A 26,636-nucleotide genomic window follows, 5' to 3' on the forward strand; every position below is an offset into this window, starting at 1 on the left:
ACGCCCATTGCCTACGCCACTGCCGAGCCTCAACTCAGGGGCAACGAGCAAGGGCCGCCCCGCAGCGAGGTTGCCGTCCCCCTCAGGGGGAAGACGGGGCGGCCCATGCCGCGAAGCGGCTCAGGGGGGGCCTTAATTCACCCTTGCCCCGCCCTCATACCAGCGCTTGACCAGATCGCGGTCCTCGGCCGTCAAGGCGCCGGGGTTGCCGAACGGCATCTTGCGCAGCACCACGACCTGCTGGTAGATCTGCGCGGCATGGCTCTTGACCTCATCGGGCGCGTCGAGCTTGACGTTCTTCTGGGCCAGGGTCGCGCTGCTGTGGCAGACCACGCAGTGCTGCGTGAAGAACGGGCCCAGCTGCTCGTAGCCCGGAACGCCGGATGCCGCCACGGCGGCAGCGGGAGCAGCCGCAGCGGGAGTCGTAGCAGCAGGTGTGGCCGCGCTCGGCGCAGGCTTGAGCCATACGGCCGTTCCCACCAGCACCAGCACGCCCACCAAGGCATACGGCCAGGGATGGCCGTTGCGACCGAGCTTGTAACCATGGCGCAGGACGAAGAACTGGCGAATGGCCGCGCCGGCGAACATCATCAGGATCAGCACCAGCCAGTTCTGCGCATGGCTGTACAGCCAGCCATAGTGGTTGGACAGCATGGCAAACAGCACCGGCAGCGTGAAATAGGTGTTGTGCACGCTGCGCTGCTTGCCGCGCTTGCCGTGGATGGGATCGACCGGCCGGCCTTCCTTCAAATCCTTGACCACCGTGCGCTGGCCGGGAATGATCCAGAAGAACACGTTGGCGCTCATGGACGTGGCCAGCATCGCGCCCATCAGCAAAAAGGCCGCCTGGCCGGGAAAGATATGGCAGGCCAGCCAGGCCGCGAAGCCGACCAGCACCAGTACCAGGGCGCCGACGATGGCATCGCCGCGTGGCTTGTTGCCGAAGACGCGGCAGATGCCGTCATACAGCAGCCAGAACACCACCAGGAAGCCCAGCGCCGCGGCGATGGCCGCATGCGGGTGCAAGGCCTGGGGGTTGGACGGATCGACCAGATAGATGTTGGCGTTCCACAGATAGGACACCGTCAGCAGGGCAAAGCCGCTGAGCCAGGTCGTATAGCTTTCCCAATAAAACCAGTGCAGGTGGTCGGGCAGCTTGGGCGGGGACACCGCGAACTTGACCGGGTGGTAGAAGCCGCCGCCGTGCACGGCCCACAGCTCGCCGCTCACGCCCTGCTTCTTCAAGTCCTCGTCCTGCGGCGGCGTGAGGCTGCTGTCGAGGAACACGAAGTAGAACGACGAGCCGACCCAGGCGATCGCGGTGATGACGTGCAGCCACCTGAGCAGCAGATTGGCCCAGTCGAGAAAATAACTTTCCATAGCGCTCAACCTTGGCAGCGCGAAGCTGCCGTAAAGATCCACCTGCTCACCACTGCGGGCGCTCTGAGCAGAAGAAAGTGTCGCGCACCTGCGGTGGCCGAACCACCGACTCGGGCACCGCTGCGACCTGTCTGTTGGCGCGAGTGTATACAAAAGTTGCGCCGTTTCCGCGCTGCACCACCCCCTGTTTTCCCGCACTGTTGCAGTGCAGCAGCCTTCCCCAGGCTGGTGCGCGGCGCGGCGGTACTTGACGGCAAAAGCCCGTAGAGTTTGCAAGCGCTCACATCATGAATGCATTACAAGCTACGGATAGCTCTGCGCTATGAATGCTGCAGAACACGATTGATGCAATTGCCCTGCGACCCGGTATCACATCGTATCGACATGATTTATGATGAACTGAAATACCGAACACAGTTCCAAAAATTCGAACAAAGACACTTACGCCATGAGCATTCTGGAAAACGTACAGCGCCTGCTGACGGTGTACGCACAAGGGGTCACCGACCTGAGCTTCACCGAAGTGGCCGAGCAACTGGCCCTGCCCAAAAGCTCGGCGTCCCATTTGCTGCACCAGATGCACCGCTTCGGCCTGCTGGAACAAAACCCCAAGACACGGCGCTACCGCACCAGCACGCTGCTCGCGCAGGCCGTGCATTCCCAGCACCACAACAATTCCTGGGATGAGCAGTGCTGGCAGGTGCTGGAACAGCTGTCCGAACGCACGGGCCTCACGGCTTACCTTTCCACGCTCAACGGCGCGCAGACCATGGTCATCCAACGCCTGGACGGACGCTCGCCGGTGCAGGTGGTGTCGTCGCCGGGTGCGCTGCGCCCGGCCTGCGACACCGCCATGGGCCGGGCCATGCTCGCGCGCCTGGACCTGGCCGAGTTCCACGCCTTGTACGGCAGCGATGCCCAGCTCCCGCTGGAGCCGCCCAGCCAGGCGCGGCTGGCCAACGTCGGCGCGCTGGCCCAGGAAGTGGCTACCGCGGCCCGCCAGCAGCACGCGGTGCTGATCGACGCCGCATTGCCGGGCGTGGGCGCGGTGGCTGCGGCCGTGCGCCACCCTTCCAGCGGCGAACTGCGCGGCTTTTGCGTGTCGTTCGTGGCCGGCGTCCATTCGCCCATGGATGCCGCCTCCGTCAACCACTACCGCCAGCTGATGCTCGACGAAGTCGGCGCCCTGGGCCGCCGGGTCAACGACCGCTACTGGACCGAACCCGCCCTGCCAGTCGCGCAGTGGTCTCCCTCCCTGTGAGCTTTTCACCCATGCAACTCCTCCTCCTGAGCAACTCCAGCAGCCCCCAGGGCTTTCTGACCCACGCGCTGCCAGCGATCACCGAATGGGCCCAGGCCCCGGCCGAAGGCGCAGACCTGCTGTTCGTGCCCTACGCCGGCGTCACGCGCGGCTGGGATGACTATGCGGCCCTGGTCGCCGACGCGCTGCGCCCCACGGGCCTGCGCCTGCGCTCGCTGCACGACGAAGCCGATCCCGACGACGCCCTGGAAGCCATTGCCCGCGCCAGCCACATCGTGGTCGGCGGCGGCAACACCTTTGCGCTGGTGCGCCAGCTGCGCCAGACCGGCCAGCTCGCCGCCATCGCCGAGCGCGTGCGCTCGGGCGGCGCGCGCTATCTGGGCTGGAGCGCCGGCGCCAACCTGGCCTGCCCGGGCCTGTACACCAGCAACGACATGCCCATCGTCGACCCGCAGGGCTTCGACACGCTGGGACTGGTGCCGTTCCAGATCAACCCCCACTACACCGAAGCCCACCCCGAAGGCCACCGTGGCGAAACCCGCCAGCAGCGGCTGCGCGAATTCGCCCTGCTCAATCCCGGCGTGCCGGTGCTGGGCCTGCCCGAAGGCACGGGCCTGCGCGTCGATGGCGCGCAGCACACGCTGCTGGGCGACCCGCAAACCCCGGCCCGCTGGTTCACCGGCCCCGATGCCCCGGCAATCCTGCCCATGGGCCCCTGGAAACTCTGAAGTTCTGACCCCATGAAACACGTCACCCACCTCATCGACCTTTTGTCCAGCCCCCGCGTGAGCGGCGCCAGCATCGCCAACTACCTGCGCGGCTTCGGCGTCGGCAGCATCACCGTCACGCCGGTCAGCCAGGACGGCCTGTCGACCGACTTCATCGCGATTGAAATTCCCGGCAGCAACCCCGAGGCGCCCCGCCTGGGCATCGTCGGGCGCCTGGGCGGCGTGGGCGCGCGCCCCAGCGTGACCGGCCTGGTGTCGGACAGCGACGGCGCCGTGGTGGCCCTGGCCGCCGCCGCCCAGCTGATGGAAATGCACAGCCGCGGCGACGTGCTCGAAGGCAGCGTGGTCATCCACACCCACATCTGCCCGCACGCCGGCACCCGCCCGCAGCACCCGGTGCCGATGATGAAGTCGCCGTTCGCCATGCGCGAAATGATGCGCTACGAAGTCAGCCAGCGCATGGACGCCATCCTGGCCGTGGACACCACGCGCGGCAACCGCCTGGTGAACCAGCGCGGCGTGGCGCTGACGCCCGTGGCCAAGCAGGGCTATCTGCTGCCCATTCCCGACCTGATGCTCGACCTCATGGGCTGGGTCAGCGGCCAGCTGCCGCTGACGCTGCCGCTCACCACGCAGGACATCACTCCCTACGAAAACGGCCTGCCCCACGTCAACTCCATCATGCAGCCGACGATTGCCACCGACGCCCCCGTGGTCGGTGTGGCGCTGACCGCCCAGACCACGGTGCCGGGCTGCGCCACGGGCGTGACCAATGCCTGGGACACCGACGTCGCCATGCGCTTTTGCGTGGAAGTGGCCAAGATGTTCGGCGCGGGCAAGCTGGCCTTCGTGCACGCCGAGCACTGGGCCCAGCTGCAGGCACGCTACGGCTCGCTGGCCCATTTGCAGACCGTGGGCAACGCGCCCGCCAACGCCTGAGGACAGCGCCATGGCCCGCCGCATCGCGTTTTTCACCATTGGCGAATCGCCCCGCTCCGACGTCGTGCCCGAAATGGCCTTGTGCCTGGGCCAGGACGTGCAGATCGATGAATTCGGCGCACTTGACGGCCTGGACGCCGAGCAGCGCGCGGCGCTGGCGCCCAAGCCCGGCGCCCACCGTTTCGCCACGCGCCTGCGCAGCGGCGCGCAGATCGAGCTCGACCATGTCGCCACCGAAGCGCGCCTCGCGGCCCTGATGCAGCAGGCCGACGACCAAGGCTATGACGCGCTGGTGCCGCTGTGCACCGGCACGCTGATCCCGCGCATGCGCAGCCTGGTGGTCGAGCCCCAGCAGGTGGTCGACCACCATATCGCGGCGCTGTCGGCGCACTGCCGCACGCTGGGCCTGATCGTGCCGCTGGCAACCCAGGTCGAGACTTTCCACCTGGCCCAGCCCGTAGCCTGCGCCGTGCAGACGGTCCATGCCTCGCCCTATGAATCCAATCCCCAGGCAGCCGCCGCGGCGCTGGACGCGGCCGGCCGCCAGCTTGCGGGCTGCGACCTGATCGTCATGCACTGCATGGGATACAGCCAGGCCATGCGCGCGCGCGTGGCCCTGGCCAGCGGCCGCCCCACCCTGCTGTCCAACCGCATGGTGGCCGACGCCCTCGCCCAGCTGCTGGCCTGATGCGCCACAGCCCTGTTTTTTTCACTTCTTGCCTTGAGGAAAAACTTCCATGTCTATACGTCCGTTGATCCACGCCGGTGTCTGTGCTCTGACATTGGGCGCCGCTGCCCTGGGTTCCACCGCCGCCATGGCCCAGTGGAAGCCCGAGCGCCCCGTCAAGCTGATGGTGGGCTTTGCGCCCGGCGGCTCCGCTGACACCCTGGCCCGCCTGATCGCCGAGCCGCTGGGCCAGAAGCTGGGCCAGCCGGTGATCGTGGAGAACGTGCCCGGCGCCGGCGGCAACATCATGGCCCAGCGCCTGTCCACCTCCCCGGCGGACGGCTACACCCTGGGCATGGGCGCAGCCGGCTCCATGTCGGTGGCTTTCCACATGAGCCCCAAGGCCACCAAGTACCGGCCCGAGAGCTTCGCGCCCGTGACCCTGCTGGCCAGCCAGCCGAACGTGGTCATCGTCAACAACAGCATGCCCGCGTCCAACATCCAGGGCCTCAAGAGCTACATCCAGAAGAACCCGCAGGCCAGCTACGGCATCGCCGGCATCGGCATTTCCAACCACCTGATCGCCGAATCCATGCTCAGCCGCCTGGGCGTGAAGATGGAAGCCGTGGCCTACAAGGGCGCCGCGCCCGTGATCACCGACCTGCTCGGCGGCCACATCATGATGACCGTGGACAACATCACCACCGCCGCCGCGCTGGCCAAGGAAGGCAAGGTCAAGGCCCTGGCCGTGACCACCGCCAAGCGCGCGCCCCAGCTGCCCGACGTGCCCACCCTGCAGGAGCAGGGCATCAAGAACTTCGACATGCCCACCTGGCAAGGCCTGTTCGCGCCCGCAGGCCTGCCTGCCGACGTGATGAAGACCTACTTCCAGGCAGTGCAGGAAGTGCTCAATGACCCGGCCACGCGTGAAAAGATGGCGCATCTGGGTTCCGAGCCCGTGGTCGGCGTGTCGTCGGCCGACTTCGTGAAGTACCTGGCCAAGGACCGCCAACAGTGGGCCGAGACCATCAAGGCTGCGAACATTCAGACGCAGTAAGCACCCCCTGAGCCGCTCACGCGGCTCCCCCCTCTCAACCTTCGGTGGAGGGGGGCGGCACCATCGCTGCGGGGCGGCCCTTGCTCGGTGCCCCTGAGCTGGGTCACGCCAGTTTCAAGGGCCGCGCCATGGGAAGAAACTACCTCGTCAGCTGCCAGCCCCCGCTTGCGGGGGCCTTTTTTCGGCCTCTGCACGCTGCAGCAATTGCGCGGTCACGGAGACGGCGATCACTTCGGGCTCCTTGCCGGTGATGCCCGGCAGGCCTATGGGGCAGGTCACCTGGTCCAGCTCCTGGGCCGAAAAGCCGCGCTGCTCCAGGCGGCGGCGAAACACCGCCCATTTGGTGGCGCTGCCTATCAGGCCGATGAAGTCCAGGTCGCCGCGCTGGCGCTGGCGCTTCAGGCAGGCCGCGACCACTTCCAGGTCTTCGGCATGGCTGAAGCTCATGATCAGCACCTGCGAGTGCGGCGCCAGGTCGGCCACCGCGGCCTCCACGGGCGCCGAGTGCTCGCAGACCACGTCCGGCGCAGCTAGCCACTGCGGCGCAAACACCGCGTCGCGGCTGTCGACCCACATCAACCGGCAGGGCAGCGTCGCCAGCAGCCGCACCAGCGCATGGCCCACATGGCCGGCGCCAAACAAGGCCACCTGCATGGGCGGCGCCAAACGGGCTCGGCTTCCCTCGGCCAGCGCGCGCAGCGCGGCCTGATCGCCCCGGGCCAGCGGCGTGAACCGCAGCCACACCACGCCGCCGCAGCACTGCCCAAGGCTCGGGCCCAGGGCGTAGCGCTGCTCCAGCGCCGGGGCATCGGCCGTGGCCAGCAGTGCCCGGGCCTGGTCCATGGCCTGGAATTCGAGATGGCCGCCGCCAATCGTGCCCACCAGGGCGTCGGCCGACACCAGCATCCAGGTGCCGGCCCCGCGCGGCACCGAGCCCTGGGCCTTGAGCACTTCGACCCAGCAGGCCGACACGGCGGCGAGTGTGTCACAGGCTGTTTGCAATGTATTCAAACGAAAAACCTCCCAGGATCGTCGGTGGTCGCGCATGGTTTTGGCCCGCGAACCGCCGGCCACGCCAGCTTTCAGGATAACCTCGGGCAATGCCTGAAAAGCGTTCATCTTCTTCCTCTTCGTCCGCCAGCGCCAGCCGCCAGCGTCCCTGGCTATGGGCCAGCCTGATGGCAGCCGTGGCCTCGCTGGTCTCGGCCTGCAAGTCGCCGCCCCAGCCGCCGCAAACGCCCACCGGCGCAGCCCCGGGCCAGGCAGCCATAGCGCCCCAGGTTTCGGGCGCCAACACGCCCCGCGCCTACCGCCAGGATGCGGCCCAGCACCTGTATACGCACAACACCCAGCGCATTTATGCGGGCAAGTTGCCGCCGCTGCTGTATGCGATCGGCGTGCTCGAAGTCGACATCGACCGCAACGGCCGCGTTGTGCGCCTGAACTGGATGCGCGCGCCCAAGCATGCGCCCGAAGTGATCGCCGAGATCGAGCGCACGGTGCGCAGCGCAGCGCCCTACCCGGCTCCCGCGCGCATGGGCAAGGTCACCTATACCGACACCTGGCTCTGGGACAAATCCGGCAGCTTCCAGCTCGACACGCTGACCGAAGGCCAGCGCTAGCCGCCTGTCCGCGCCGGGTGCCGTCAATGGGCCAGCAGATCGAACTCGAGTTTGACGAACTGGGTGGGAAACTCCAGGCGCGCAAAGTAAATCAGCTGGTCCTGCGCGCAGGCATAGCGCCGCACCTCGGCCACGCTGTCGCCCACATTCAGGTTCAAGGACCGGGCAGACAGAAAGCCGGCACCGCCGATGTTGATCTTCTGGCGCGCGGCGCTCAGGGTCAAACCGGGAATACGCGCCATCACGGAAGCTGCGGCGGATTTGCGGAAGTCCGCCTTGTGGCCGTTGAACAGCTCGGACGACAGATAGACTTCGCTATAGCAGTAAGGCACGTCATCCTTGACGTGCACGCGGCACAGGTGCACGTACTCAGCGGCATAGCTGCCTGAAAAATCCATGCCCAGTTCCGGCAGCGTGGTGATGGTCTGCTCGCTCTCGAAGATCGACTGCGTGCCCAGCACGTCGCTCAGCGCCACGGTTTCAGCCCAGCTGGTCGGAAGCTTCAATTCCTGCACATGCGGGATCTTGGCCTGCACAAAAGTGCCTATCCCCCGGCCCCGCCGGATGTAGCCCTCGCTTTCCAGAACGCCCAGGGCGTTGCGGATCGTCATGCGGGCCACCTGGTACTGCTCCATCAGGTTTTCCAGCGATGGAATCTGCTTGCCAGGCACCCACACGCCCGAGGCGATATTGCGCCGAAATTCCGCCACGAGCTGCAGATAAATGGGCTGCTTGCTGCGTGACAGCACTTCGGACGCTTGCGCCGACAGGGATTTTTCAGAGGATCTTGTGGACATCAACAAAGCGAAGCCATCAACTGACTTCGCTGACTTTCAGTAGGTCTTGCGCCATTTTTTCCAAGACATGTCTTTGGATCTTGTTGGAGTTGGCGCTTTGCACGTAGGGGAATGCGTCAACAAAAACCACACGCTCGGGAACCTTGAATTTTGCCATTCCTTGCGTGCAGGCCTGGATGATCGCCGCTTCGTCCACGGCGCTGTTTTCGCTGCGGATGACAAACGCCACGGGCACCAGTTTTCCGTTCGTTTGCGAGCTTATCACCTGGGCCGAACGCACTCCGTCGACGCCTTCGATGAAGGATTCGATCTCGCGCGGGCTGACCAGAAAGCCGCCCAGCCGCAGATGGTCGCCGCTACGCCCCTGGTAGACGAACATGCGCGGGCCCACCGTGTAGCCGAAGTCGCCCGTGCGAAAGTAGCCGTCGGCAGTGAAGGCCTGGCGCATGGCCTCGGGGTTCTCCAGGTACTCCGCCATGATGCTGGGCGCCTTGATCTCGATATGCCCCACCTGCCCGTCCTCAAGGACTGCGCCCGTGTCGGCATCGATGGCGCGCACGCGCCCGTCGGGCGCAATGACGCTGCCCCCGGCCATGCGCCGGTGCTGCCACGGGGCTGTCAACGTGTGGCCGGCGACCAGGGCCTGCAGCTCGCTGGAGCCGTACAGGCCGGCGATGGGAATGTGCGCCTGCAGGGCGCGCTCGGGCAGATCGTCCAGGCTGGGCGCAAAGCTCGCAAAGCCAACGTATTGCAGCGACGGGAAGGGATGCGTCTCGCCCGGCACCATGCGCAGCAGCAGGTCCAGCAGCTCGTTGTTGGCGAACGTATGGGTCACGCCATGCGCGCGGATCTGGTGCACGGTGCGCGCCGCGTCAAACACCGGCAGTGACACCAGGCTGGCCCCCACGGCGAGCCCCGTGATGGCGGTGGAAAAACCGAAGGCGCCGCACATCGGCGCGGCCAGCAGCACCACGGAAGCCGCGCTGACGCCGTAAGCGGCGGCCGCCAGCACGCCATGGGCAATCAGCCCGGCCTGGCGGTGCAGCACCAGCTTGGGGGCGGAGGTGGTGCCCGACGTGGTGTAGACCAGTGCGCCATCCTCTTCCTGCCCCAGATCCACCGTGGCGGGAAGCGGCTGCGTGGGAATGACGGTGAAGGGCAGCAGTTGGGCGGCGGGCAGCACGGACTGCACCTGGGCGCAGTCGCCCACGCCGACGACGCCGCGCAGTCCGCCGAGCGCAACGGGGTCGACGCGCGACAGAATCTCAACGAACGGCAGCCCCTTGAACGCCGGCCACATGGCCAGCCAGGTGCAACGCCCGCGCTGCACGAGCTGGCTGACTTCATGCTCCTTGAAGCGGGTGTTGACGGCCACCACGGTGATGCCCAGCTTGGCGCAGGCCAGGAAGGTCACCAGCCATTCGATGCAATTGGGCATCCACAGCGCCAGGCGCTCGCCGCGCCGCGCGCCGGCGGCATGCATCACGGCGGCCAAGCGGTCCACCTCGGCCGCAAGCGCCGCGTAGGTAATGGCATGGTCCTGGTCCTGGAAGGCCGTGCGTTCGGGGGCTTGGCGGGCGTGCTGGGCCAGCAAGGTGTCGAAGTTCATGGGCAGACCTGTGCGTTCAGATGGTGGCGATGGGAGTGACGGGCGAGCCCACGGCGCCTGGCAGGCGCAAGGGTGGTGCCGTCAGCAGGAAGCGGTTGCGCCCCTGCGCATGCAGGGCTTCGGCCAGGTCCTTGAGGTACCACAGCTCGGCCAGCGGCAGCCCGAGCTTGAACAGGCAATGGTGGTGCAGCGGCAGCAGCGATTTGCGGCCCTCGCGCTCGCGTGCCGGGTAGGCTTCGACGGCGTAGTTGTCGGCGCAGATCGTCGCGATCCCGCTGTCGGTGATCCAGTTGAGCAGTTGCTCATCGGCACCATCGAGCACGCTGCAGACGCGGTGCAACTCCTGCGCATCGGGCTGGCCGGCCATTTCCGTCACCACCTCGGCAAAACCGGTGCGCAGCACCAGCATGTCTCCGGCCTCCACCTGGACCTTGTCCTTTTCCAGCACCGCCGCCAGTTCCTGGTAGCCCACCAATTGGCGGCTGCGCCCGAAGTGGCGCGTGAAGTCGACGAGAACGCCGCGCCCCTGCATGCCCTTGACGGCAAAATTCTCCACGCCCAGCTTGAGCGCGCCCATGGCATGGCCGCCGCTGCCGCAGCAGCCGTCATCGTGATCAGGGATGTTGTCGGGACCCAGGATATCCCGGCCGGCGGCGTAACCGTTGTAGTAGACCTTTTGCGCCGTGCCGCTGCCGTCCACGTCGAAATAGGCGCCCACATGGGCCAGCGCATCCCACTGCGTGGAGTACTGCAGCGACATCAGGACCTGGTCGTCGCTCAGCACGTCGATGGAGCTGGGGTCGAGATTCTCCATGGGGAAATTCATGTAGCTGACGCCATCGCGCTGCGTGCCGCTGAGCTGCGGTGGCTTGCGGCGCGGATTCAAGGCCATGCCGCCCGGCAGGTCCAAGGGCAGCGACAGGCAAAAGGTCTGGCCCAGCTGTACTTCGCGCACGCCCTTGAGCACCTGCTCCCGCGTCAGCAGGTTGACGCGGCCCAACTGGTCGTCTGCGCCAAAATCACCCCAGTTCGAGCCTTCCGGCCTTTTTTCCCAGCGTTTCATGTGTTTCTCCTGTGCAATGTTGTCGGTGGCTGAATGTCTGGCCAGCGCCTACGCGGCGCCGATGGTGAGGCCGCCGCACACGTAGTGCGTCTGCCCGGTGACGAAGCCGCAGCGCTCATCCATGAAGTAGGCGGCGGCATGGGCCACTTCTTCGGGGCGGCCCGCGCGGCCCAGGGGAATGCCGGCCAGCAGGGATTGCGTGCGCGTGTCATTGGCATCGTTCACGCTGGCAAAGAAATCGGTGGCGATCGGGCCCGGGGCAATCGCGTTGACGGTCACGCCCTGGGCGGCGAGCTCCAGGGCCCAGGTGCGCGTCATGCCAATCATTCCGGCCTTGGTCATGCTGTAGACGGTGCGCGACTGCTTGCCCAGCGCGGCGCGTGAGGCAATGTTCAGCACCCGGCCCGTGCCCGCCGCCGCCATGCCGGGCGCCAGGGCCTGCGTGAAGCGGATGGCCACTTCGATGTTCAGTTGCACCGCCCGGTAGATCTCGTCGTGCTGCACCTGCTGCAAGTCCCCGCTGGGCACCATGCCCACGTTGTTGACCAGGCCGTAGAACGGCTGGGCCATGACCGGGCCGGCCAGAAAGGCGCTGATGGCCGCGTTGTCCGTCAGGTCCAGCGCATGGAATTCGGCCCCGGGCGGCAGTTGCTCCGGCCGGGTGCGCGCCACACCGATCACCTGGTAGCCGTCGGCCTGCAGTCGTTCGCAGATGGCCTTGCCGATTCCCTTGCTGGCGCCTGTGACCAGTACTCGCTTTGCTCTCATGCCTTGCCCCTGTGTAGTGGTGGTTTGCGGGCCGGACCGCGCCCATTGCACGCGGTCCGGCCCCTGTCTCATGGCTTCAAATCATAGGCAGGCGGTTTTTTTAATCCATTAGTACAAACGTTCATACATCTAGACTTTTGGATATGCAAAATCAACGCTCCAACCACAAGGGTCCGCACCGTGACCCACCTACTGGAGACAAATCGCCATGAACACCCACTTGCGCAAGTCATTGATTTTTCTGTCCCTGGCGCCCACGCTGGCCTGGCCGGTACTGGCGGCGGACTATCCGCACAGCCCGGTGACGCTGGTGGTCGGTTATGGCGCGGGCGGCGGCACCGACGTCTGCAATCGCGTGCTGGCCTTGAGCGCGAGCAAGCAGCTCGGCCAGACCATGATCGTGGACAACAAACCCGGCGCGGGGTCTTCGCTGTCAGTGAGCTACACCACGCGCCAGCGCCCTGACGGCTACACCATTGCCTCGCTGTCGACCGGCAGCGTACTCAACCAGGTGCTGTCGCCCAGCGTCACCTACGACGTCAACAAGGACCTGACCCCCATCGCCATGGTGGCCCAGTACCAGGCCGGCGTACTGGTCAAGGCCGACTCCAAGTTCAAGACCATGGCGGATCTGCTGGCCGCCTCCAAGAGCGCAAAACGGCCGCTGTCGTACAGCACGGCCGGCATCGGCACGCCACAGCATCTGACTTCCGAGCGCCTGGCCAAGGAAGTGGCCGTGGAATGGGTACACGCGCCCTACAAGAGCGGCCCCGAGGCCATCACCGCCTTGCTGCGTGGAGACGTGGACTTCATGGCGCAGACCGCGGAGTGGGCGCCGTACGTGCGTGACGGGCGCCTGCGCCTGCTGTCGGTCTATACCGAGGAGCGCATGAAAGGCTTTGACGCGCCCACGCTCAAGGAGCTGGGCTATGACCTGGTCGCGCCCAGCATTCTGGGCATCGTCGGACCGGCCAGGATGCATCCCGACATCGTCAAAAAGCTGCAGGACGTCTTTCTGAAAGCCAGCAAGACCGCGGAGTTCGACAACTGCGCCAACCAGTTCGGCCTGAAGTCCGATTTCAAGGATTCAGCCACCTTTGGCGCTTACGTGAAAGACACGTTGAGCCAATGGACGCCGCTTCTCAAACAGTTCGCCAACAAGGAATGAGCACGATGGCAAGCCATACCGCAACCGACTTCACCTGGCTGGAGTGGCCTTTCCTGAATGACGCCCACCGCCGGCTGGCGCTGGAGCTGGACGCGTGGTGCCAGCGCCATCTGCATGACCTGCAGGAAAAAGACCTCTACGCCGCCTGCCGCGAACTGGTGGCGCGCCTGGGCCAGGGCGGCTGGCTCCGCTACTGCGTCACATCCGGGGAGCAGGCCGAGTTTGGCGGACAGCACCCCGAACTGGACTCGCGCAGCCTGTGCATCATCCGCGAGACGCTGGCCCGCCATGGCGCGCTGGCCGACTTCGTGTTTGCCATGCAGGGCCTGGGCAGCGGCGCCATTTCCCTGGCCGGAAGCGACGCGCAAAAAGCCGCCTATCTGCCGGCCGTGGCCGAGGGCCGCAAGATCGCGGCTTTCGCACTGTCGGAGCCGGAAGCGGGCTCTGACGTGGGGGCGCTGAGTTGCTCGGCCCAGTTGCTGGCCGACGGAGAGACCTACGCACTCAACGGCGTCAAGACCTGGATTTCCAATGGAGGCTTGGCCGACTTCTACTGCGTCTTTGCGCGCACGCAGGCCGACGCGGGATCGCGCGGCATTACCGCCTTCATCGTGGACGCACAAACGCCCGGCCTGGTCATCGACGAAGTGATCGATGTGATGTCGCCGCACCCCCTGGCCTCGCTGCGATTCGACAACTGCCGCATCCACAAGAGCCAGATGCTGGGGGAGCTCAACCAGGGCTTCAAGCTGGCGATGCGCACGCTGGACATCTTCCGCTGTTCCGTGGCGGCCGCCTCCATAGGCTTTGCGCGCCGCGCCATGCAGGAAGGGCTGGTGCACGCCCGGCAGCGCAAGATGTTCGGCCAGACGCTGGCCGACTTCCAGCTCACGCAAGCAGCGTTTGGCGACATGGCCACGGCCATCGACCAGAGTGCCTTGCTCACCTACCGCGCGGCATGGGTGCGCGACGTGCAAAAGCGGCCCTCCACCGGCGAGACGGCCATGGCCAAGATGGCGGCCACCGAATCGGCGCAGCAGGTGATAGACCGCGCACTGCAGATGTTCGGCGGCAAGGGCGTGGTGCACGGGCATATCCTGGAACGCCTATACCGGGATATCCGTTCGCTGCGCATCTACGAAGGCGCCACCGAAGTGCAGAAACTCATCATCAGCCGGCAGCTGATGTCAAAGGACCTAGCCCAGGCTTACGAGCCCCTATAGGTCGAATAGCTCCAGGGGCTGACCAGCAGCGGCACGTGGTAATGCTGGTCGGCGTGGGCCACGCCGAAGTCCAGGCTCACGCGGTTCAGGAAATTCGGCTCGGGCAGTTGCACGCCGCGGGCCTTGAAGTACGCGGCCACATCAAACGTCAGGCGGTAGGTGCCGGTGCGCAGGCTGGCGTGGTCGAACAGCGGCGCATCGGTGCGGCCGTCGGCGTTGAGCACCAGTTGCGCCAGCAACGTGGCCTGATCGCCTTCGGTGCGATAGAAAGCCACCTGCATGCCGGCCGCCGGGCAGCCGTGCATGGTGTCGAGAACGTGGGTGCTCAGGCCCATAGGGAATCTCCTGTGTGCAACAGCCGTTCCGGATGGCGGCCTGTAGACCAAAAGTGTATACACTTTTTGTCTATGTCCGCTATTATCGTCGCATGGAATCCTCAGCCACACGAACCATTGCCGATGCGCTGACCCGCGCCATCGTCGAACACAAACTGCGGCCTGGCACCAAGCTGGCCGAGCAAAAGCTCGCCGACCACTTCGGGGTGTCCCGCACGCTGGTGCGCCAGGCGCTGTTCCAGCTCACGCAGAACCGCCTTGTCACGCTGGAGCCCGCACGCGGCGCCTTTGTCTCCACGCCTTCGGTGCAGGAGGCGCGCCAGGTGTTCGCCGTGCGCCGCATGCTGGAAACCGAAATGACGCGGGCTTTTGTCGCCGGCGTCACCCCGGCCAAGATCAAGGCCTTGCGCACCCACGTGGCCGCGGAAAAGGCCGCCATGGTCCGCGCCGACGCGGGCCAGCGCACCGAGCTGCTGGGCGACTTCCACGTGCGCATGGCCGAGCTGATGGGCAACGAGGTCCTGGCCCAGCTGCTGGGCGACCTGATATCGCGCTGCTCGCTGATCATGCTGATGTACCAGTCGGCCATGGCCGCCGAGCACTCGCACGAAGAGCATGCGCGCATCGTCGACGCCCTGGCCGCCAAGGACGCCGACCTGGCCGTGCGCCTGATGCAGGAGCATCTGCAGCATGTCGAGGAAGCACTGAGCTTCGAGCGCGAACTGCCCGGCGACGACCTGTCCGCCGCCCTTTCCTCCCTCTCCTTGTGAGCCCAAGCATGCTGTACGACGCCACCGCCCCCTACCCCCGTGACCTGGTCGGCTACGGCCGCAAGCCACCCCACGCCCAATGGCCGGGCCAGGCCCGGATTGCCGTGCAGTTCGTGCTCAACTACGAGGAAGGCGGCGAAAACGCCGTGCTGCACGGCGACCCGGCCAGCGAACAATTCCTGTCCGAAATGTTCAACCCCGCGGCCTATCCCGAGCGCCACATGAGCATGGAAGGCATTTACGAATACGGCTCGCGCGCCGGCGTCTGGCGCCTGCTGCGCGAGTTCGAGAAGCGCGACCTGCCGCTGACGGTGTTCGGCGTGGCGACGGCGCTGCAGCGCCACCCCGACGTGACCCAGGCATTCGTCGAGCTGGGCCATGAAATCGCCTGCCACGGCCTCAAGTGGATCAGCTACCAGGGCGTGGCCGAGGAAGTCGAGCGCGCCCACATGCAGCAGGCCATGGACATCTTCCAGCAACTGTTCGGTGACCGCAAGGAGCACGGCCTGGGCTGGTACACCGGGCGCGACAGCCCCCACACCCACCGCCTGGTCGCCGATTTCGGCGGCTTCGCCTACGACAGCGATTACTACGGCGACGATCTGCCGTTCTGGATGAAAGTCGCGAAAAGCGACGGCAGCCATGCGCGCCAGCTGATCGTGCCCTATACGCTGGACTGCAACGACATGCGCTTTGCCCTGCCCCAGGGCTTCTCGCACGCCGATCCCTTCTTCCAGTATCTGAAGGACACCTTCGACGTGCTCTATGCCGAAGGCGACCCCGCGGGCGACAACGCGCCCAAGATGATGAGCATAGGCATGCACTGCCGGCTGCTGGGCAAGCCCGGCCGCATCACCGCCCTGCAACGCTTTCTCGACCACATCCAGCAGCACGAAGCCGTCTGGGTGTGCCGACGCATCGACATCGCGCGCCATTGGGCGCTGACCCACCCTTGCCAGGATTGACCACCATGCCCATGACGCTGGAACAACTCAACGCCGCGGACGCCGCCCAAGCCCTGGCCCTGCTCGACGGCCTGTACGAGCATTCGCCCTGGATCGCCGAAGCCGCGCTCGCGCAGCGGCCGTTTCGCTCGCTCGCCCACCTCAAGCACGCCATGGTCCAGGTGCTGGCCGCCGCACCGCAGCAGGCCCAGCTGGACCTGATCCGCGCCCACCCCGAACTCGCGGGCAAGGCCATGGTCGCGCGCAGCCTCACGGCCGAATCGACCAACGAGCAAAACACGGCCGGGCTCACTGCCTGCACGCCCGAGGAATTCGCGCGCATCCAGCAGCTCAACGCCGACTACAACGCGCGCTTTGGCTTCCCCTTCATCCTGGCCGTGCGCGGCCCGCGCGGCCTGGGCCTGCCCAAGCAGGAAATCATCGCCACCTTCGCGCGGCGCCTGCAGCACCACCCCGATTTCGAACGCGCCGAAGCCCTGCGCAACATCCACCGCATTGCCGAGATCCGCCTCAACGACAAGTTCGGCTACCAGCCCCTGCTGGGCAACGATGTCTGGGACTGGCAGGAAAAACTGGCCCAGCATTCCGACCCGGGCTTTGCCGAGCTCGGCCAACTCACCGTCACCTACCTCACCGATGCCCACCGCGCCTGCGCCCAGCGCATCAGCCACTGGATGCGCGACTGCGGTTTTGACGAAGTCGAGATCGACGCCGTGGGCAACGTCGTGGGCCGCTACCATCCGGCCCAGGCCGGCGGCCGCTATCTGCTGACCGGCAGCCACTACGACACCGTGCGCAACGGCGGCAAGTACGACGGCCGCCTGGGCATCTTCGTGCCCATGGCCGCCGTGCGCGAACTGCACCGCCAGGGCAAACGCCTGCCCCTGGGCCTGGAAGTCGTGGCCTTTGCCGAAGAAGAAGGCCAGCGCTACAAGGCCACCTTCCTGGGCTCGGGCGCGCTGATCGGCGACTTCCGGCCCGAATGGCTGGATCAGGTCGACGCCGACGGCATCAGCATGCGCCAGGCCATGGCGCACGCCGGCCTGTGCCTGGACGACATTCCCAAGCTGCGCCGCGATCCACGCCACTACCTGGGCTTTGTCGAAGTCCACATCGAACAAGGCCCCATGCTCAATGAGCTGGACATTCCGCTGGGCATCGTCACGTCGATCAACGGCGGCGTGCGCTACCTGTGCGAGATGACAGGCATGGCCAGCCATGCGGGCACCACGCCCATGGACCGCCGGCGCGACGCGGCCGTGGCCGTGGCCGAACTGGCGCTGTTCGTCGAGCAACGCGCCGTGCGCGACGGCGACTCGGTGGCCACCATAGGCCAGTGGCAGGTGCCCAATGGCTCGATCAACGTCGTGCCCGGGCGCTGTCTGTTCAGCCTGGACATGCGCGCGCCCACCGATGCCCAGCGCGACGCCCTGGTGGCCGACATCCTGGCCGAACTTGCCGCCATCGCCGAGCGCCGGGGCCTGCGTTACCAGACCGATCTGGCGATGACCGTGGCCGCCGCGCCCAGCGATCCGCGCTTGCAGCAGCGCTGGGAAACAGCGGTAGCCGCGCTGGGCGTGCCGATTTACCGCCTGCCCAGCGGCGCGGGCCACGACGCCATGAAGCTGCACGAAGTCATGCCCCAGGCCATGCTGTTCGTGCGCGGCCTCAATGGCGGAATCAGCCACAACCCGCTGGAAAGCACCACCGCCGACGACATGCAGCTTGCCGTCGACGCCTTCTCCCATGTTCTGAACCAACTGAGCCAGGAAACCCCATGAGCCAAACCACCCCCTACGCGGCACTGGACGCCTGGGTAGACCAGCATTTCGATGAGGAAGTGCGCTTCCTGCAGGCCCTGGTGCAAGTGCCTACCGACACGCCACCGGGCAACAACGCGCCCCACGCCGAGCGCACGGCCGCGCTGCTGCAGGAATTCGGCATGCAGGCCGAAAAGCACGCCGTGCCCACCGAGGAGGTGCAGGCCTACGGCATGCAGTCCATTACCAACCTGATCGTGCGCCGCCCCTACGGCCCCGCGGGCTCGGGGCGCACGATTGCGCTCAACGCCCATGGCGACGTGGTGCCGCCGGGCGAAGGGTGGAGCCGCGACCCCTACGGCGCCGAGATTGAGGAAGGCAGGCTCTACGGCCGGGCCTCGGCGGTGAGCAAAAGCGATTTCGCCAGCTTCACCTACGCCGTGCGCGCGCTGGAAGCCGTGGCCCGCCCGTCCAAGGGGGCTGTCGAGCTGCACTTCACCTACGATGAGGAATTCGGCGGCGAACTCGGCCCGGGCTGGCTGCTCAAGAAGCAGCTGACCAAACCCGACCTGATGATTGCCGCGGGCTTCAGCTACGAAGTGGTCACGGCCCACAACGGCTGCCTGCAGATGGAAATCACCGTGCACGGCAAGATGGCCCACGCGGCCGTGCCGCACACCGGCGTCGACGCGCTACAGGCCACCGTGGCGCTGATGAATGCCTTGTACGCCGAGAACGCCAAGTACAAGCAGATCACTTCCGCCGTGCCGGGCATCAGCCACCCTTACCTCAACATCGGTCGCATCGAAGGCGGCACCAACACCAATGTCGTCCCCGGCAAGGTGCTGCTCAAGCTCGACCGGCGCATGATTCCCGAGGAAAACCCGGTGGCCGTCGAAGCCAGCATCCGCGCCGTCATCGCCCAGTCCGCGGCCGACTTCAACCAGTTGCACGGCCTTGAAGGCGAGGATGCGGTGCGCATGGACATCAAGCGCATCCTGCTGGCCCGGGCGATGACGCCGCTGGCCGGCAACCAGCCCCTGGTCGATGCCATCCAGCAGCACGGCGAAGCCGTGTTCGGCGAGAAGCCGCCGGCCGTGGGCACGCCGCTGTACACCGATGTGCGCCTGTATGCGGAGCAAGGCATCCCCGGCGTGATCTACGGCGCGGGTCCGCGCTCGGTGCTCGAATCCCATGCCAAGCGCGCCGACGAGCGCCTGGAGCTCGAAGACCTGCGCCGCGCCACCAAAGTCATTGCGCGCAGCCTGCACGACCTTCTGACCTGATCCGCCCTGCGCTCCCCTTCCCAGGCCCTGTTTTAACAGGGCCTTTTTTGTGCCGGACTTGCGCCAGTTAGGGTAATCGCCCTGCAAATTCCCGGGGTCTTGCGCTTCAATGTGTATACAAATTTTGTATGGAAATCGAACCGTACGGACAGCCTCCACCGCTGGCCGCGCAAAGGAACCCCATGGAAACTGCGATCCACCCCGTTGATGAAAAGCTGCCCATGGGACGCCTCACGGCCCTAGGTCTGCAGCATGTGCTGGTGATGTATGCCGGCGCCGTGGCCGTGCCGCTGATCGTCGGCCGCGCCCTGAACCTGCCGGCCGAACAGGTGGCGATGCTGATTTCGGCCGACCTGTTCTGCTGCGGCCTGATCACGCTGATCCAGGCCATGGGCGCCACGCAGTGGTTCGGCATCAAGCTGCCGGTAATGATGGGCGTGACGTTCGCCAGCGTCGCCCCCATGGTCTCCATGGCCCAGAGCACGTCGGGGCCGGCCGGGGCCGGGCTGATCTTCGGCTCGGTGATAGGCGCGGGCGTGGTGTCCCTGCTGCTGGCCCCGGCCATCAGCCGCATGCTGCGCTTTTTCCCGCCGGTGGTGACCGGCACCATCATTCTGGTCATCGGCATCAGTCTGATGCGCGTGGGCATCAACTGGATTTTCGGCAACCCCGTGGGTCCGACCGCGCCCAGCGTGCCTAATCCCGAACACATCAAATGGCTGGCCGATGCCCAGGCCGCCGCCGGCGCGCCGGGCAGCGGCCTGCAGCCCGTGCCCAAGGGCTTCTCCGTCGTTCCCACCCTGCCCAATCCGCGCTATGGCGACCTGACCGGCGTCGGTATTTCCGCCCTGGTGCTGCTGTCTATTCTGCTGATCTCGCGCTTTGGCAAAGGCTTCATCGCCAATATCTCGGTGCTGCTGGGCATTGTGATCGGCGGCATCGCCACGGCCTCCATGGGCTTAATGGACTTCCACAAGGTGACCGAAGCCCAGTGGTTCAACCTCGTGCTGCCGTTCGAGATCGCCACGCCCCTGTTCGACCCCATGCTGATCCTGACCATGTCCCTGGTGATGATCGTGGTGATGATCGAGTCCACGGGCATGTTCCTGGCCCTGGGCGAGATGACCGGGCGCAAGATCAGCCAGGACGACCTGACCCGCGGCCTGCGCACCGACGGCCTGGGCACCGTGATCGGCGGCATTTTCAACACTTTCCCCTACACCAGCTTCTCGCAGAACGTCGGCCTGGTGGCCGTCACCGGTGTCAAGAGCCGCTGGGTCTGCGTCGCCGGCGGCGTGATTCTGGTGGTGCTAGGCCTGCTGCCCAAGATGGCGGCGCTGATCGAATCCCTGCCCACGGTGGTGCTGGGCGGCGCGGGCCTGGTGATGTTCGGCATGGTCGCCGCCACCGGCATTCGCATTCTGAGCAATGTGGATTTCCAGAAAAACCGCAACAATGCCATGATTGTGGCCGTGTCCATCGGCGTAGGCATGGTGCCTCTGGTGGCCCCGAATTTTCGCCAATGGATGCCGCATGCCATCCATCCCCTTATTGAATCCGGTATCCTCCTGGCCTCACTTGCCGCTGTGGCATTGAATATTTTCTTTAACGGAACGCGCGGCGACACTGCCGACGTTGTGCGAGCTGCCCGCCAAGCCGACGCCCACTGAGCGCCGCGCAGGCCCGCAGCTCCCCCCGGCTACCGCCGGCCCCTCCCCCCTGCCGCAAGGCTCGGGGGATTTGTTTTCCCAGCCAGTGGGACATGGCACTCCAGGCCGTGTTCCGCACCGCCATCAGGTAAGCTCACACCGAGCCATTTGTCGAGAATTTTCGTATGACCCAGAACCTGTCAAACGCCGAGCAAGCCCTGCGCGATGCTGCGCGCGAATACCACCGCAGCCCCAACAAGGGCAAGATTTCCGTCACCCCGACCAAGCCGCTGTCCAACCAGCGCGATCTGTCGCTGGCCTACTCGCCTGGCGTGGCTTATCCCTGCCTGGACATCGAAGCCGATCCTTCGCTGGCTTTCGAGTACACCGCCCGCGGCAACCTGGTCGGCGTGGTCACCAACGGCACGGCCGTGCTGGGCCTGGGCGACATCGGACCGCTGGCCAGCAAGCCGGTGATGGAAGGCAAGGGCTGCCTTTTCAAGAAGTTCGCCGGCGTTGACGTGTTCGACATCGAACTCGCCGAGCGCGATCCGGACAAGCTGATCGACATCATTGCCGCGCTCGAGCCCACGCTGGGCGGCATCAACCTGGAAGACATCAAGGCCCCCGAGTGCTTCTACATCGAGCGCGAGCTGTCCAAGCGCATGAACATTCCGGTGTTCCATGACGACCAGCACGGCACGGCCATCATCTCCAGCGCCGCCCTGCTCAACGGCCTGGAACTGGTCGGCAAGGACATCGACAAGGTCAAGATCGCCGTCTCGGGTGCCGGCGCTGCCGCCATCGCCTGCGTGGGCGTGATGGTCGGACTGGGCGTGAAGCGTGAAAACATCTTCATGTGCGACTCCAAGGGCCTGATCTATGAAGGCCGCCCCGGCGGTTACGACGAGTCCAAGGCCCAGTACGCCCAGAAGACCGACGAACGCACGCTGGCCGACGCGGTCAACGGCGCCGACGTGTTCCTCGGCTGCTCGGCACCTGGCGTGCTGACGGTGGAGATGGTCAAGACCATGGCCCGCCAGCCCATCATCCTGGCCCTAGCCAACCCCGAGCCGGAAATCCGCCCCGAACTGGCCAAGGCCGTTCGCCCCGACTGCATCATTGCCACCGGCCGTTCGGACTACCCGAACCAGGTGAACAACGTGCTGTGCTTCCCCTACATCTTCCGTGGCGCCCTCGATTGCGGCGCCACCAAGATCACCGAAGCCATGAAGCTGGCCTGCGTGCGCGAAATCGCCAACCTGGCCAAGGCCGAGATGAGCGACGAAGTGGCTGCCGCCTACCAGGGCCAGGAACTGTCCTTCGGCCCCGACTACCTGATCCCCACGCCGTTTGACGTGCGCTTGATCCTGCGCATCGCCCCCGCCGTGGCCCGTGCCGCCGAAGAGTCCGGTGTCGCCACGCGCCCCATCGCCGACTACGACGCCTACCGCGAAAGCCTCACGCGCTTCGTTTACCAGACCAGCATGTTCATGCGTCCGGTGTTTGCCGCCGCCAAGCAGAACCTGCAGCGCGTGGCCTATGCCGAAGGCGAAGACGATCGCGTTCTGCGTGCCGTGCAAGTGGCCGTGGACGACGGCCTGGCCAAGCCCATCCTGATCGGCCGTCCGGCCGTGATCGAGGCGCGCATCGCCAAGGCCGGCCTGCGCATCCAGCCCGGCAAGGACGTGGAAGTCTGCAACCCCGAAGACGACCCGCGTTTCCGCCAGTACTGGGAGACCTACCACAAGCTGATGGGCCGCCACGGCGTGACGCCGGAGAACGCCAAGGCTGCCGTGCGCCGCTCCAACACCTTGATCGCCGCGCTGATGGTGCACCTGGGTGATGCCGACGCCATGCTCAGCGGTCTGGTCGGCCGTTTCGACAGCCACCTGGAACACATCGAGAACGTGCTCGGCCTCAAGGACGGCGCGCCCGGCTTTGCCACCGTCAACGCCTTGATGCTCGAAGGCCGCACGCTGTTCATCGCCGACACCTACATCAACGACAGCCCTGACGCCACGCTGCTCGCCAGCATCGCGCAAATGGCTGCCGAAGAAGTCCAGCGTTTCGGTCTGCCGCCCAAGGTGGCTTTCCTGTCGCACTCCAACTACGGCTCGTCCAGCCGCGTGTCGGCGCTGAAGATGCGCGAAGCCCGCGATCTGTTCGCCAAGAACGCGCCGCACATCGAGTGCGATGGCGAAATGCACGGCGATGCTGCCCTGTCGCCCGAAGTGCGCAACCGCGCGCTGCTCGACAGCTCGCTGCACGGCGAAGCCAATGTGCTGATCTGCCCCAACCTCGACGCCGCGAACATCCTGTTCAACGTGCTCAAGACCACGGCAGCCCACGGCACGACCATCGGCCCCATCCTGCTGGGCAGCGCCGCTTCGGCCCACGTGCTGACGCCTTCGAGCACGGTGCGCCGCGTGGTCAACATGACCGCCCTGGCCGCCGCCCAGGCCCAGGCCCGCAAGGCCTGATAGCCCCGCAGTGCCTGGTCACTGCACGCGATGAAAAGCACGCCTTAGGGCGTGCTTTTTTTTGCCTCTCTATATCTCGTCGATCGCCGTGCTGGCCTGCGCCTGCTGATCCGCGTCCTCGGTGATCGCAAAACGGTCGCGGCAGGTGACGTAGAAGCTCGCGCCAAAGCGCCCCACGGGGAAATAGTCCTGCAGCGACACGCGCCACTTCTCGGTGTCCACCAGGCCGTCGCGCACCGCCAGCCAGACCACGCGGCCGATGAAGACATAGCGGCTGTCGGTTTCCATCACTTCGTGCAGTCGGCACTCGAACGCCACGGGCGCCTGGGCGATGCGCGGCGGCTTGACGCTGTGCGAAGGCACGGCGTCCAGGCCCACATGCTCGAGCTCGCTGTGCGTCACCGGCAGACGGTCGCCGCAGCGGTGCATGGCCCGGGCAATCGCCTCGTCGGCGATATGCACCACGAACTCGCCCGTGCGCAGGATATGGGCCGCCGTGTCCTTGAGGTGGCCGTCGCTGAGCTTGTTGATGCTCACCATCACGATGGGCGGGTCCTCGCCCACCATGTTGAACATGCTGAACGGCGCGGCGTTGACCGTGCCGTCCTCGGCCAGCGTGGTGATCAGCGCAATCGGGCGGGGCACGATCAGGCTAGCCATCAGCTTGTAGCGGGCGTAGCTGTCTATCTGGGTGAAGTCGATTTCGGTCATGGCACAGGTCTCGGGATACAGGGGATCAACAGGTCGGAAGCACCCCAGCGGGGCGGCATGCCTGTTTTTCGCAATAAGCATGCCGCATCTTGCCGCACGCCACGGCACCCGGGCGCACCATTTCGGACCACGGCGGCCGGGCGCAGGACCGCCCGGCACCCCATCGGTGCAGCGCGCGCGCCGCGATGGTCGCAACAGCGCTCTGCAAGCTGGCATTGTTTTTGCGCAGTCATGGGTACTTCCTGGTTTCACCTCATCAAGGACTCCCATGCACAAGCGTTTCTTCCTCAAGGCCAGCGCGGCCGCCCTGGCACTGTCCTGCGCCGCTGCCCATGCGGCCGATACGCCCATCAAGTTCCAGCTCGACTGGCGCTTTGAAGGCCCGGCCGCGTTCTTCCTGCAGCCGGTGGCCAAGGGCTACTTCAAGGCCCAAGGCCTGGACGTGCAGGTCGATGCGGGCAGCGGTTCGGGCGGAGCGGTACAGCGCGTGGCTTCGGGCACCTATGACATGGGCTTTGCCGACCTGGCCGCGGTGATGGAATTCCATGCCAACAACCCCGATGCCGCCAACAAGCCCGTGGCCGTGATGGTGGTCTACAACAACACGCCTTCGTCCATCATGGCGCTGAAGAAAAGCGGCATCAAGACGGCCGCCGACCTCTCGGGCAAGAAGCTGGGCGCGCCCGTGTTCGATGCCGGGCGCAAGGCCTTCCCCCTCTTTGCCGCCGCCAACAAGGTCGGCAACGTGGCCTGGACGACGATGGACCCACCGCTGCGCGAAACCATGCTGGTGCGCGGTGACATCGACGCCATCGCCGGCTTTACCTTCACTTCGCTGCTCAACCTCGAAGCGCGCGGCGTCAAGGCCCAGGACGTGGTCGTCATGCAGTACGCCGACCACGGCGTGAAGATGTACGGCAACGTGATCATCGCCAGCAGCAAGCTGATCCAGGAGAACCCCGAAGCGGTGCGCAAGTTCCTGCGCGGCTTCACCCAGGGCGCGAAGGAAGTCATGGCCAAGCCCGCCGAGGCGATCGCCGCCGTCAAGGCGCGCGACGGCATCGTCAACGTGCCGCTGGAAACGCGCCGCCTGCAACTGGCCATAGACACCGTCGTCAACAGCCCCGACGCGCGCGCCGAAGGCTTCGGCCAGATCAATGCCGCGCGCATGGCGCTGATGGCCTCGCAGGTCTCCGACGTCTACGCGACCAAGCAGCGAGTGCCCACGACCACGGTCTGGAACGGCAGCTTCCTGCCCACGGCCGCCGCCCTCGACATCCTGCCGCGCAAGTAAGGCCCACCTCCTCACACTCTCTCTAGGACTGCCCGTGAACAAACGCACTTTTCTCCAAACCGCCGTGGCCGTGGCCACCTTGACCGCCTCCGCCTGGAGCATCGCCGCCGCGCCCGCGCTCACGCCCCTCAAGTTCCAGCTCGACTGGCGCTTCGAAGGTCCGGCGGCGTTCTTCGTGCACCCCGGCGCCAAGGGCTACTACAAGGACAGCGGCCTGGACGTGACGGTGGAAGCGGCCAGCGGCGCGGGCGCGATCCAGCGCGTGGCCTCGGGCACGCATGACCTGGGCTTTGCCGACCTGTCGGCGCTGATGGAATTCCACGCCAACAACCCCGATGCGCCAATCAAGCCCGTGGCCGTGATGGTGATCTACAACACCACCCCGGCCTCGGTGATGGCGCTGAAGAAAAGCGGCATCAAGACGGCCGCCGATCTAAGCGGCAAGAAGCTGGGCGCGCCCATCTTCGACGCCGGCCGGCGCACTTTCCCGCTGTTCGCCCAGGCCAACCATGTCGGCGAAGTGCAGTGGACCACCATGGATCCGCCGCTGCGCGAAACCATGCTGGTGCGCGGCGACGTCGATGCGGTCACGGGCTACACCTTCACCAGCCTGCTCAACCTCGAGGCGCGCGGCGTCAAGCGCGAGGACATCGTCGTGCTGCCCTATGCCAGCCACGGCGTGAAGCTCTACGGCAACGTGATCATCGCCAGCCCCAAGCTGATCGCCGAGAAGCCCGAAGCGCTCAAGGCCTTCCTGGCGGCGTTTGCCAAGGGCGCCAAGGAAGTGATCGCCCAGCCCGCGGCCGCGATCGCCTCGCTCAAGGCCAAGGACGGCCTGGTCAACACCGACGTCGAGATCAAGCGCCTGCAGCTGACCATAGACACCGCCATTGACGGCCCCGGCGCGCGCGAGGAAGGCTTCGGCCAGCTGCGCCTGCCGCGACTGCAACTGATGGCCGAACAGGTCGCCAAGGCCTACGGCACCAAGAACCCGGTGCCGGCCAATGCGGTCTGGAACCGCAGCTTCCTGCCCACGGCGGCCGCGCTCGACGTGCTGCCGAAGAAATGATGCCCGCGGGCTGACATCCCACCAAAGAAAAG

Annotated in this window: 24 protein-coding genes; 16 read left to right on the plus strand and 8 right to left on the minus strand. The window is 66.1% G+C overall.

What is annotated here, in order from left to right; all coding sequences use genetic code 11:
- Positions 1–132: 132 nt before the first annotated feature.
- Entirely contained in the window at positions 133–1,380 is a 1,248-nt protein-coding gene (locus N0K08_RS04385; protein WP_261498828.1) for a urate hydroxylase PuuD, read from the minus strand.
- 448 nt (positions 1,381–1,828) lie between these two features.
- On the opposite strand from N0K08_RS04385, the gene N0K08_RS04390 reads away from it, so the two are divergent.
- The 5 genes from N0K08_RS04390 to N0K08_RS04410 are packed head-to-tail and all read left to right on the plus strand — an operon-like array spanning position 1,829 to position 6,032.
- Positions 1,829–2,641, plus strand: coding sequence for an IclR family transcriptional regulator (locus tag N0K08_RS04390; RefSeq protein ID WP_261498829.1), 813 nt, complete (start codon positions 1,829–1,831; stop codon positions 2,639–2,641).
- Between the two features lie 11 nt (positions 2,642–2,652).
- Complete coding sequence (gene pepE / locus N0K08_RS04395) at positions 2,653–3,369, plus strand: dipeptidase PepE (RefSeq protein ID WP_261498830.1); 717 nt, start codon at positions 2,653–2,655, stop codon at positions 3,367–3,369.
- A 12-nt stretch (positions 3,370–3,381) separates the two neighbouring features.
- Positions 3,382–4,308 carry a DUF1177 domain-containing protein gene (locus N0K08_RS04400; RefSeq protein WP_261498831.1) on the plus strand — a complete coding sequence of 309 codons (927 nt, stop codon included), beginning with the start codon at positions 3,382–3,384 and terminating at the stop codon, positions 4,306–4,308.
- 10 nt (positions 4,309–4,318) lie between these two features.
- Positions 4,319–4,996, plus strand: coding sequence for an AroM family protein (locus N0K08_RS04405; protein WP_261498832.1), 678 nt, complete (start codon positions 4,319–4,321; stop codon positions 4,994–4,996).
- 49 nt (positions 4,997–5,045) lie between these two features.
- The gene (locus N0K08_RS04410) at positions 5,046–6,032 is read left to right on the plus strand and encodes a Bug family tripartite tricarboxylate transporter substrate binding protein (protein ID WP_261498834.1); all 987 of its coding nucleotides are present in this window, start codon (positions 5,046–5,048) and stop codon (positions 6,030–6,032) included.
- 147 nt (positions 6,033–6,179) lie between these two features.
- Here N0K08_RS04410 and xdhC read toward each other — a convergent pair whose 3' ends face one another.
- On the minus strand, positions 6,180–7,079 hold the full coding sequence (gene xdhC / locus N0K08_RS04415; protein WP_408642916.1) for a xanthine dehydrogenase accessory protein XdhC: 900 nt from the start codon (positions 7,077–7,079) through the stop codon (positions 6,180–6,182).
- Positions 7,080–7,132: 53 nt separating this feature from the next.
- Between xdhC and N0K08_RS04420 the strand changes: the two genes are divergently transcribed.
- On the plus strand, positions 7,133–7,654 hold the full coding sequence (locus tag N0K08_RS04420; protein WP_261498836.1) for a hypothetical protein: 522 nt from the start codon (positions 7,133–7,135) through the stop codon (positions 7,652–7,654).
- A gap of 23 nt (positions 7,655–7,677) precedes the next feature.
- On the opposite strand, the gene N0K08_RS04425 is transcribed toward N0K08_RS04420, so the two are convergent.
- Genes N0K08_RS04425 through N0K08_RS04440 form a run of 4 tightly spaced genes read right to left on the minus strand, consistent with a single transcriptional unit; the run spans position 7,678 to position 11,891 of the window.
- Positions 7,678–8,451: a GntR family transcriptional regulator gene (locus N0K08_RS04425; RefSeq protein ID WP_261498837.1), complete on the minus strand. Its 774-nt coding sequence runs from the start codon at positions 8,449–8,451 to the stop codon at positions 7,678–7,680.
- A 16-nt stretch (positions 8,452–8,467) separates the two neighbouring features.
- Entirely contained in the window at positions 8,468–10,060 is a 1,593-nt protein-coding gene (locus N0K08_RS04430; RefSeq protein ID WP_261498838.1) for an AMP-binding protein, read from the minus strand.
- Between the two features lie 16 nt (positions 10,061–10,076).
- The gene (locus N0K08_RS04435; protein ID WP_261498839.1) at positions 10,077–11,123 is read right to left on the minus strand and encodes a cyclase family protein; all 1,047 of its coding nucleotides are present in this window, start codon (positions 11,121–11,123) and stop codon (positions 10,077–10,079) included.
- Positions 11,124–11,171: 48 nt separating this feature from the next.
- The gene (locus N0K08_RS04440; RefSeq protein WP_261498840.1) at positions 11,172–11,891 is read right to left on the minus strand and encodes an SDR family oxidoreductase; all 720 of its coding nucleotides are present in this window, start codon (positions 11,889–11,891) and stop codon (positions 11,172–11,174) included.
- Positions 11,892–12,099: 208 nt separating this feature from the next.
- On the opposite strand from N0K08_RS04440, the gene N0K08_RS04445 reads away from it, so the two are divergent.
- Positions 12,100–13,059 carry a tripartite tricarboxylate transporter substrate binding protein gene (locus N0K08_RS04445; RefSeq protein ID WP_261498841.1) on the plus strand — a complete coding sequence of 320 codons (960 nt, stop codon included), beginning with the start codon at positions 12,100–12,102 and terminating at the stop codon, positions 13,057–13,059.
- Between the two features lie 5 nt (positions 13,060–13,064).
- Positions 13,065–14,282, plus strand: coding sequence for an acyl-CoA dehydrogenase family protein (locus N0K08_RS04450; RefSeq protein WP_408642901.1), 1,218 nt, complete (start codon positions 13,065–13,067; stop codon positions 14,280–14,282).
- Here the strand turns inward: N0K08_RS04450 and uraH are convergent.
- Positions 14,267–14,617: a hydroxyisourate hydrolase gene (uraH, locus tag N0K08_RS04455; RefSeq protein ID WP_261498843.1), complete on the minus strand. Its 351-nt coding sequence runs from the start codon at positions 14,615–14,617 to the stop codon at positions 14,267–14,269. The two genes, N0K08_RS04450 and uraH, sit on opposite strands and share 16 nt — an antisense overlap.
- 92 nt (positions 14,618–14,709) lie before the next feature.
- Between uraH and N0K08_RS04460 the strand changes: the two genes are divergently transcribed.
- From N0K08_RS04460 to N0K08_RS04485, 6 genes are all read left to right on the plus strand, one after another.
- Complete coding sequence (locus N0K08_RS04460) at positions 14,710–15,387, plus strand: GntR family transcriptional regulator (RefSeq protein WP_261498844.1); 678 nt, start codon at positions 14,710–14,712, stop codon at positions 15,385–15,387.
- Between the two features lie 8 nt (positions 15,388–15,395).
- Positions 15,396–16,352: an allantoinase PuuE gene (gene puuE / locus N0K08_RS04465; RefSeq protein ID WP_261498845.1), complete on the plus strand. Its 957-nt coding sequence runs from the start codon at positions 15,396–15,398 to the stop codon at positions 16,350–16,352.
- A gap of 5 nt (positions 16,353–16,357) precedes the next feature.
- Positions 16,358–18,133 (plus strand): 2-oxo-4-hydroxy-4-carboxy-5-ureidoimidazoline decarboxylase, encoded by a 1,776-nt coding sequence (uraD, locus tag N0K08_RS04470; protein ID WP_261498846.1) that lies wholly within the window; start codon positions 16,358–16,360, stop codon positions 18,131–18,133.
- Positions 18,130–19,398, plus strand: coding sequence for a M20 family metallopeptidase (locus N0K08_RS04475; protein ID WP_261498847.1), 1,269 nt, complete (start codon positions 18,130–18,132; stop codon positions 19,396–19,398). The genes uraD and N0K08_RS04475 overlap by 4 nt, the downstream gene beginning before the upstream one ends.
- Positions 19,399–19,580: 182 nt before the next feature.
- Positions 19,581–21,068 (plus strand): nucleobase:cation symporter-2 family protein, encoded by a 1,488-nt coding sequence (locus N0K08_RS04480; RefSeq protein WP_261498848.1) that lies wholly within the window; start codon positions 19,581–19,583, stop codon positions 21,066–21,068.
- 164 nt (positions 21,069–21,232) lie between these two features.
- The gene (locus N0K08_RS04485; protein ID WP_261498849.1) at positions 21,233–23,530 is read left to right on the plus strand and encodes an NADP-dependent malic enzyme; all 2,298 of its coding nucleotides are present in this window, start codon (positions 21,233–21,235) and stop codon (positions 23,528–23,530) included.
- A 69-nt stretch (positions 23,531–23,599) separates the two neighbouring features.
- Here the strand turns inward: N0K08_RS04485 and N0K08_RS04490 are convergent, their stop codons facing one another.
- The gene (locus N0K08_RS04490) at positions 23,600–24,241 is read right to left on the minus strand and encodes a flavin reductase family protein (RefSeq protein ID WP_261498850.1); all 642 of its coding nucleotides are present in this window, start codon (positions 24,239–24,241) and stop codon (positions 23,600–23,602) included.
- A gap of 268 nt (positions 24,242–24,509) precedes the next feature.
- On the opposite strand from N0K08_RS04490, the gene N0K08_RS04495 reads away from it, so the two are divergent.
- Positions 24,510–25,535, plus strand: coding sequence for an ABC transporter substrate-binding protein (locus tag N0K08_RS04495; protein WP_261498851.1), 1,026 nt, complete (start codon positions 24,510–24,512; stop codon positions 25,533–25,535).
- 34 nt (positions 25,536–25,569) lie between these two features.
- On the plus strand, positions 25,570–26,604 hold the full coding sequence (locus N0K08_RS04500; protein ID WP_261498852.1) for an ABC transporter substrate-binding protein: 1,035 nt from the start codon (positions 25,570–25,572) through the stop codon (positions 26,602–26,604).
- Positions 26,605–26,636: the final 32 nt, after the last annotated feature.

It is taken from the genome of Acidovorax bellezanensis (assembly GCF_025421555.1).
Lineage (GTDB): Bacteria > Pseudomonadota > Gammaproteobacteria > Burkholderiales > Burkholderiaceae_C > Comamonas > Comamonas bellezanensis.

Excerpts from the sequence above, each read along its gene's own strand:
- N0K08_RS04385 (WP_261498828.1), bottom strand. The coding sequence starts at position 1,380 with ATGGAAAGTTATTTTCTCGACTGGGCCAATCTGCTGCTCAGGTGGCTG.
- N0K08_RS04390 (WP_261498829.1), top strand. The coding sequence starts at position 1,829 with ATGAGCATTCTGGAAAACGTACAGCGCCTGCTGACGGTGTACGCACAA.
- pepE (WP_261498830.1), top strand. The coding sequence starts at position 2,653 with ATGCAACTCCTCCTCCTGAGCAACTCCAGCAGCCCCCAGGGCTTTCTG.
- N0K08_RS04400 (WP_261498831.1), top strand. The coding sequence starts at position 3,382 with ATGAAACACGTCACCCACCTCATCGACCTTTTGTCCAGCCCCCGCGTG.
- N0K08_RS04405 (WP_261498832.1), top strand. The coding sequence starts at position 4,319 with ATGGCCCGCCGCATCGCGTTTTTCACCATTGGCGAATCGCCCCGCTCC.
- N0K08_RS04410 (WP_261498834.1), top strand. The coding sequence starts at position 5,046 with ATGTCTATACGTCCGTTGATCCACGCCGGTGTCTGTGCTCTGACATTG.
- xdhC (WP_408642916.1), bottom strand. The coding sequence starts at position 7,079 with ATGCGCGACCACCGACGATCCTGGGAGGTTTTTCGTTTGAATACATTG.
- N0K08_RS04420 (WP_261498836.1), top strand. The coding sequence starts at position 7,133 with ATGCCTGAAAAGCGTTCATCTTCTTCCTCTTCGTCCGCCAGCGCCAGC.
- N0K08_RS04425 (WP_261498837.1), bottom strand. The coding sequence starts at position 8,451 with ATGTCCACAAGATCCTCTGAAAAATCCCTGTCGGCGCAAGCGTCCGAA.
- N0K08_RS04430 (WP_261498838.1), bottom strand. The coding sequence starts at position 10,060 with ATGAACTTCGACACCTTGCTGGCCCAGCACGCCCGCCAAGCCCCCGAA.
- N0K08_RS04435 (WP_261498839.1), bottom strand. The coding sequence starts at position 11,123 with ATGAAACGCTGGGAAAAAAGGCCGGAAGGCTCGAACTGGGGTGATTTT.
- N0K08_RS04440 (WP_261498840.1), bottom strand. The coding sequence starts at position 11,891 with ATGAGAGCAAAGCGAGTACTGGTCACAGGCGCCAGCAAGGGAATCGGC.
- N0K08_RS04445 (WP_261498841.1), top strand. The coding sequence starts at position 12,100 with ATGAACACCCACTTGCGCAAGTCATTGATTTTTCTGTCCCTGGCGCCC.
- N0K08_RS04450 (WP_408642901.1), top strand. The coding sequence starts at position 13,065 with ATGGCAAGCCATACCGCAACCGACTTCACCTGGCTGGAGTGGCCTTTC.
- uraH (WP_261498843.1), bottom strand. The coding sequence starts at position 14,617 with ATGGGCCTGAGCACCCACGTTCTCGACACCATGCACGGCTGCCCGGCG.
- N0K08_RS04460 (WP_261498844.1), top strand. The coding sequence starts at position 14,710 with ATGGAATCCTCAGCCACACGAACCATTGCCGATGCGCTGACCCGCGCC.
- puuE (WP_261498845.1), top strand. The coding sequence starts at position 15,396 with ATGCTGTACGACGCCACCGCCCCCTACCCCCGTGACCTGGTCGGCTAC.
- uraD (WP_261498846.1), top strand. The coding sequence starts at position 16,358 with ATGCCCATGACGCTGGAACAACTCAACGCCGCGGACGCCGCCCAAGCC.
- N0K08_RS04475 (WP_261498847.1), top strand. The coding sequence starts at position 18,130 with ATGAGCCAAACCACCCCCTACGCGGCACTGGACGCCTGGGTAGACCAG.
- N0K08_RS04480 (WP_261498848.1), top strand. The coding sequence starts at position 19,581 with ATGGAAACTGCGATCCACCCCGTTGATGAAAAGCTGCCCATGGGACGC.
- N0K08_RS04485 (WP_261498849.1), top strand. The coding sequence starts at position 21,233 with ATGACCCAGAACCTGTCAAACGCCGAGCAAGCCCTGCGCGATGCTGCG.
- N0K08_RS04490 (WP_261498850.1), bottom strand. The coding sequence starts at position 24,241 with ATGACCGAAATCGACTTCACCCAGATAGACAGCTACGCCCGCTACAAG.
- N0K08_RS04495 (WP_261498851.1), top strand. The coding sequence starts at position 24,510 with ATGCACAAGCGTTTCTTCCTCAAGGCCAGCGCGGCCGCCCTGGCACTG.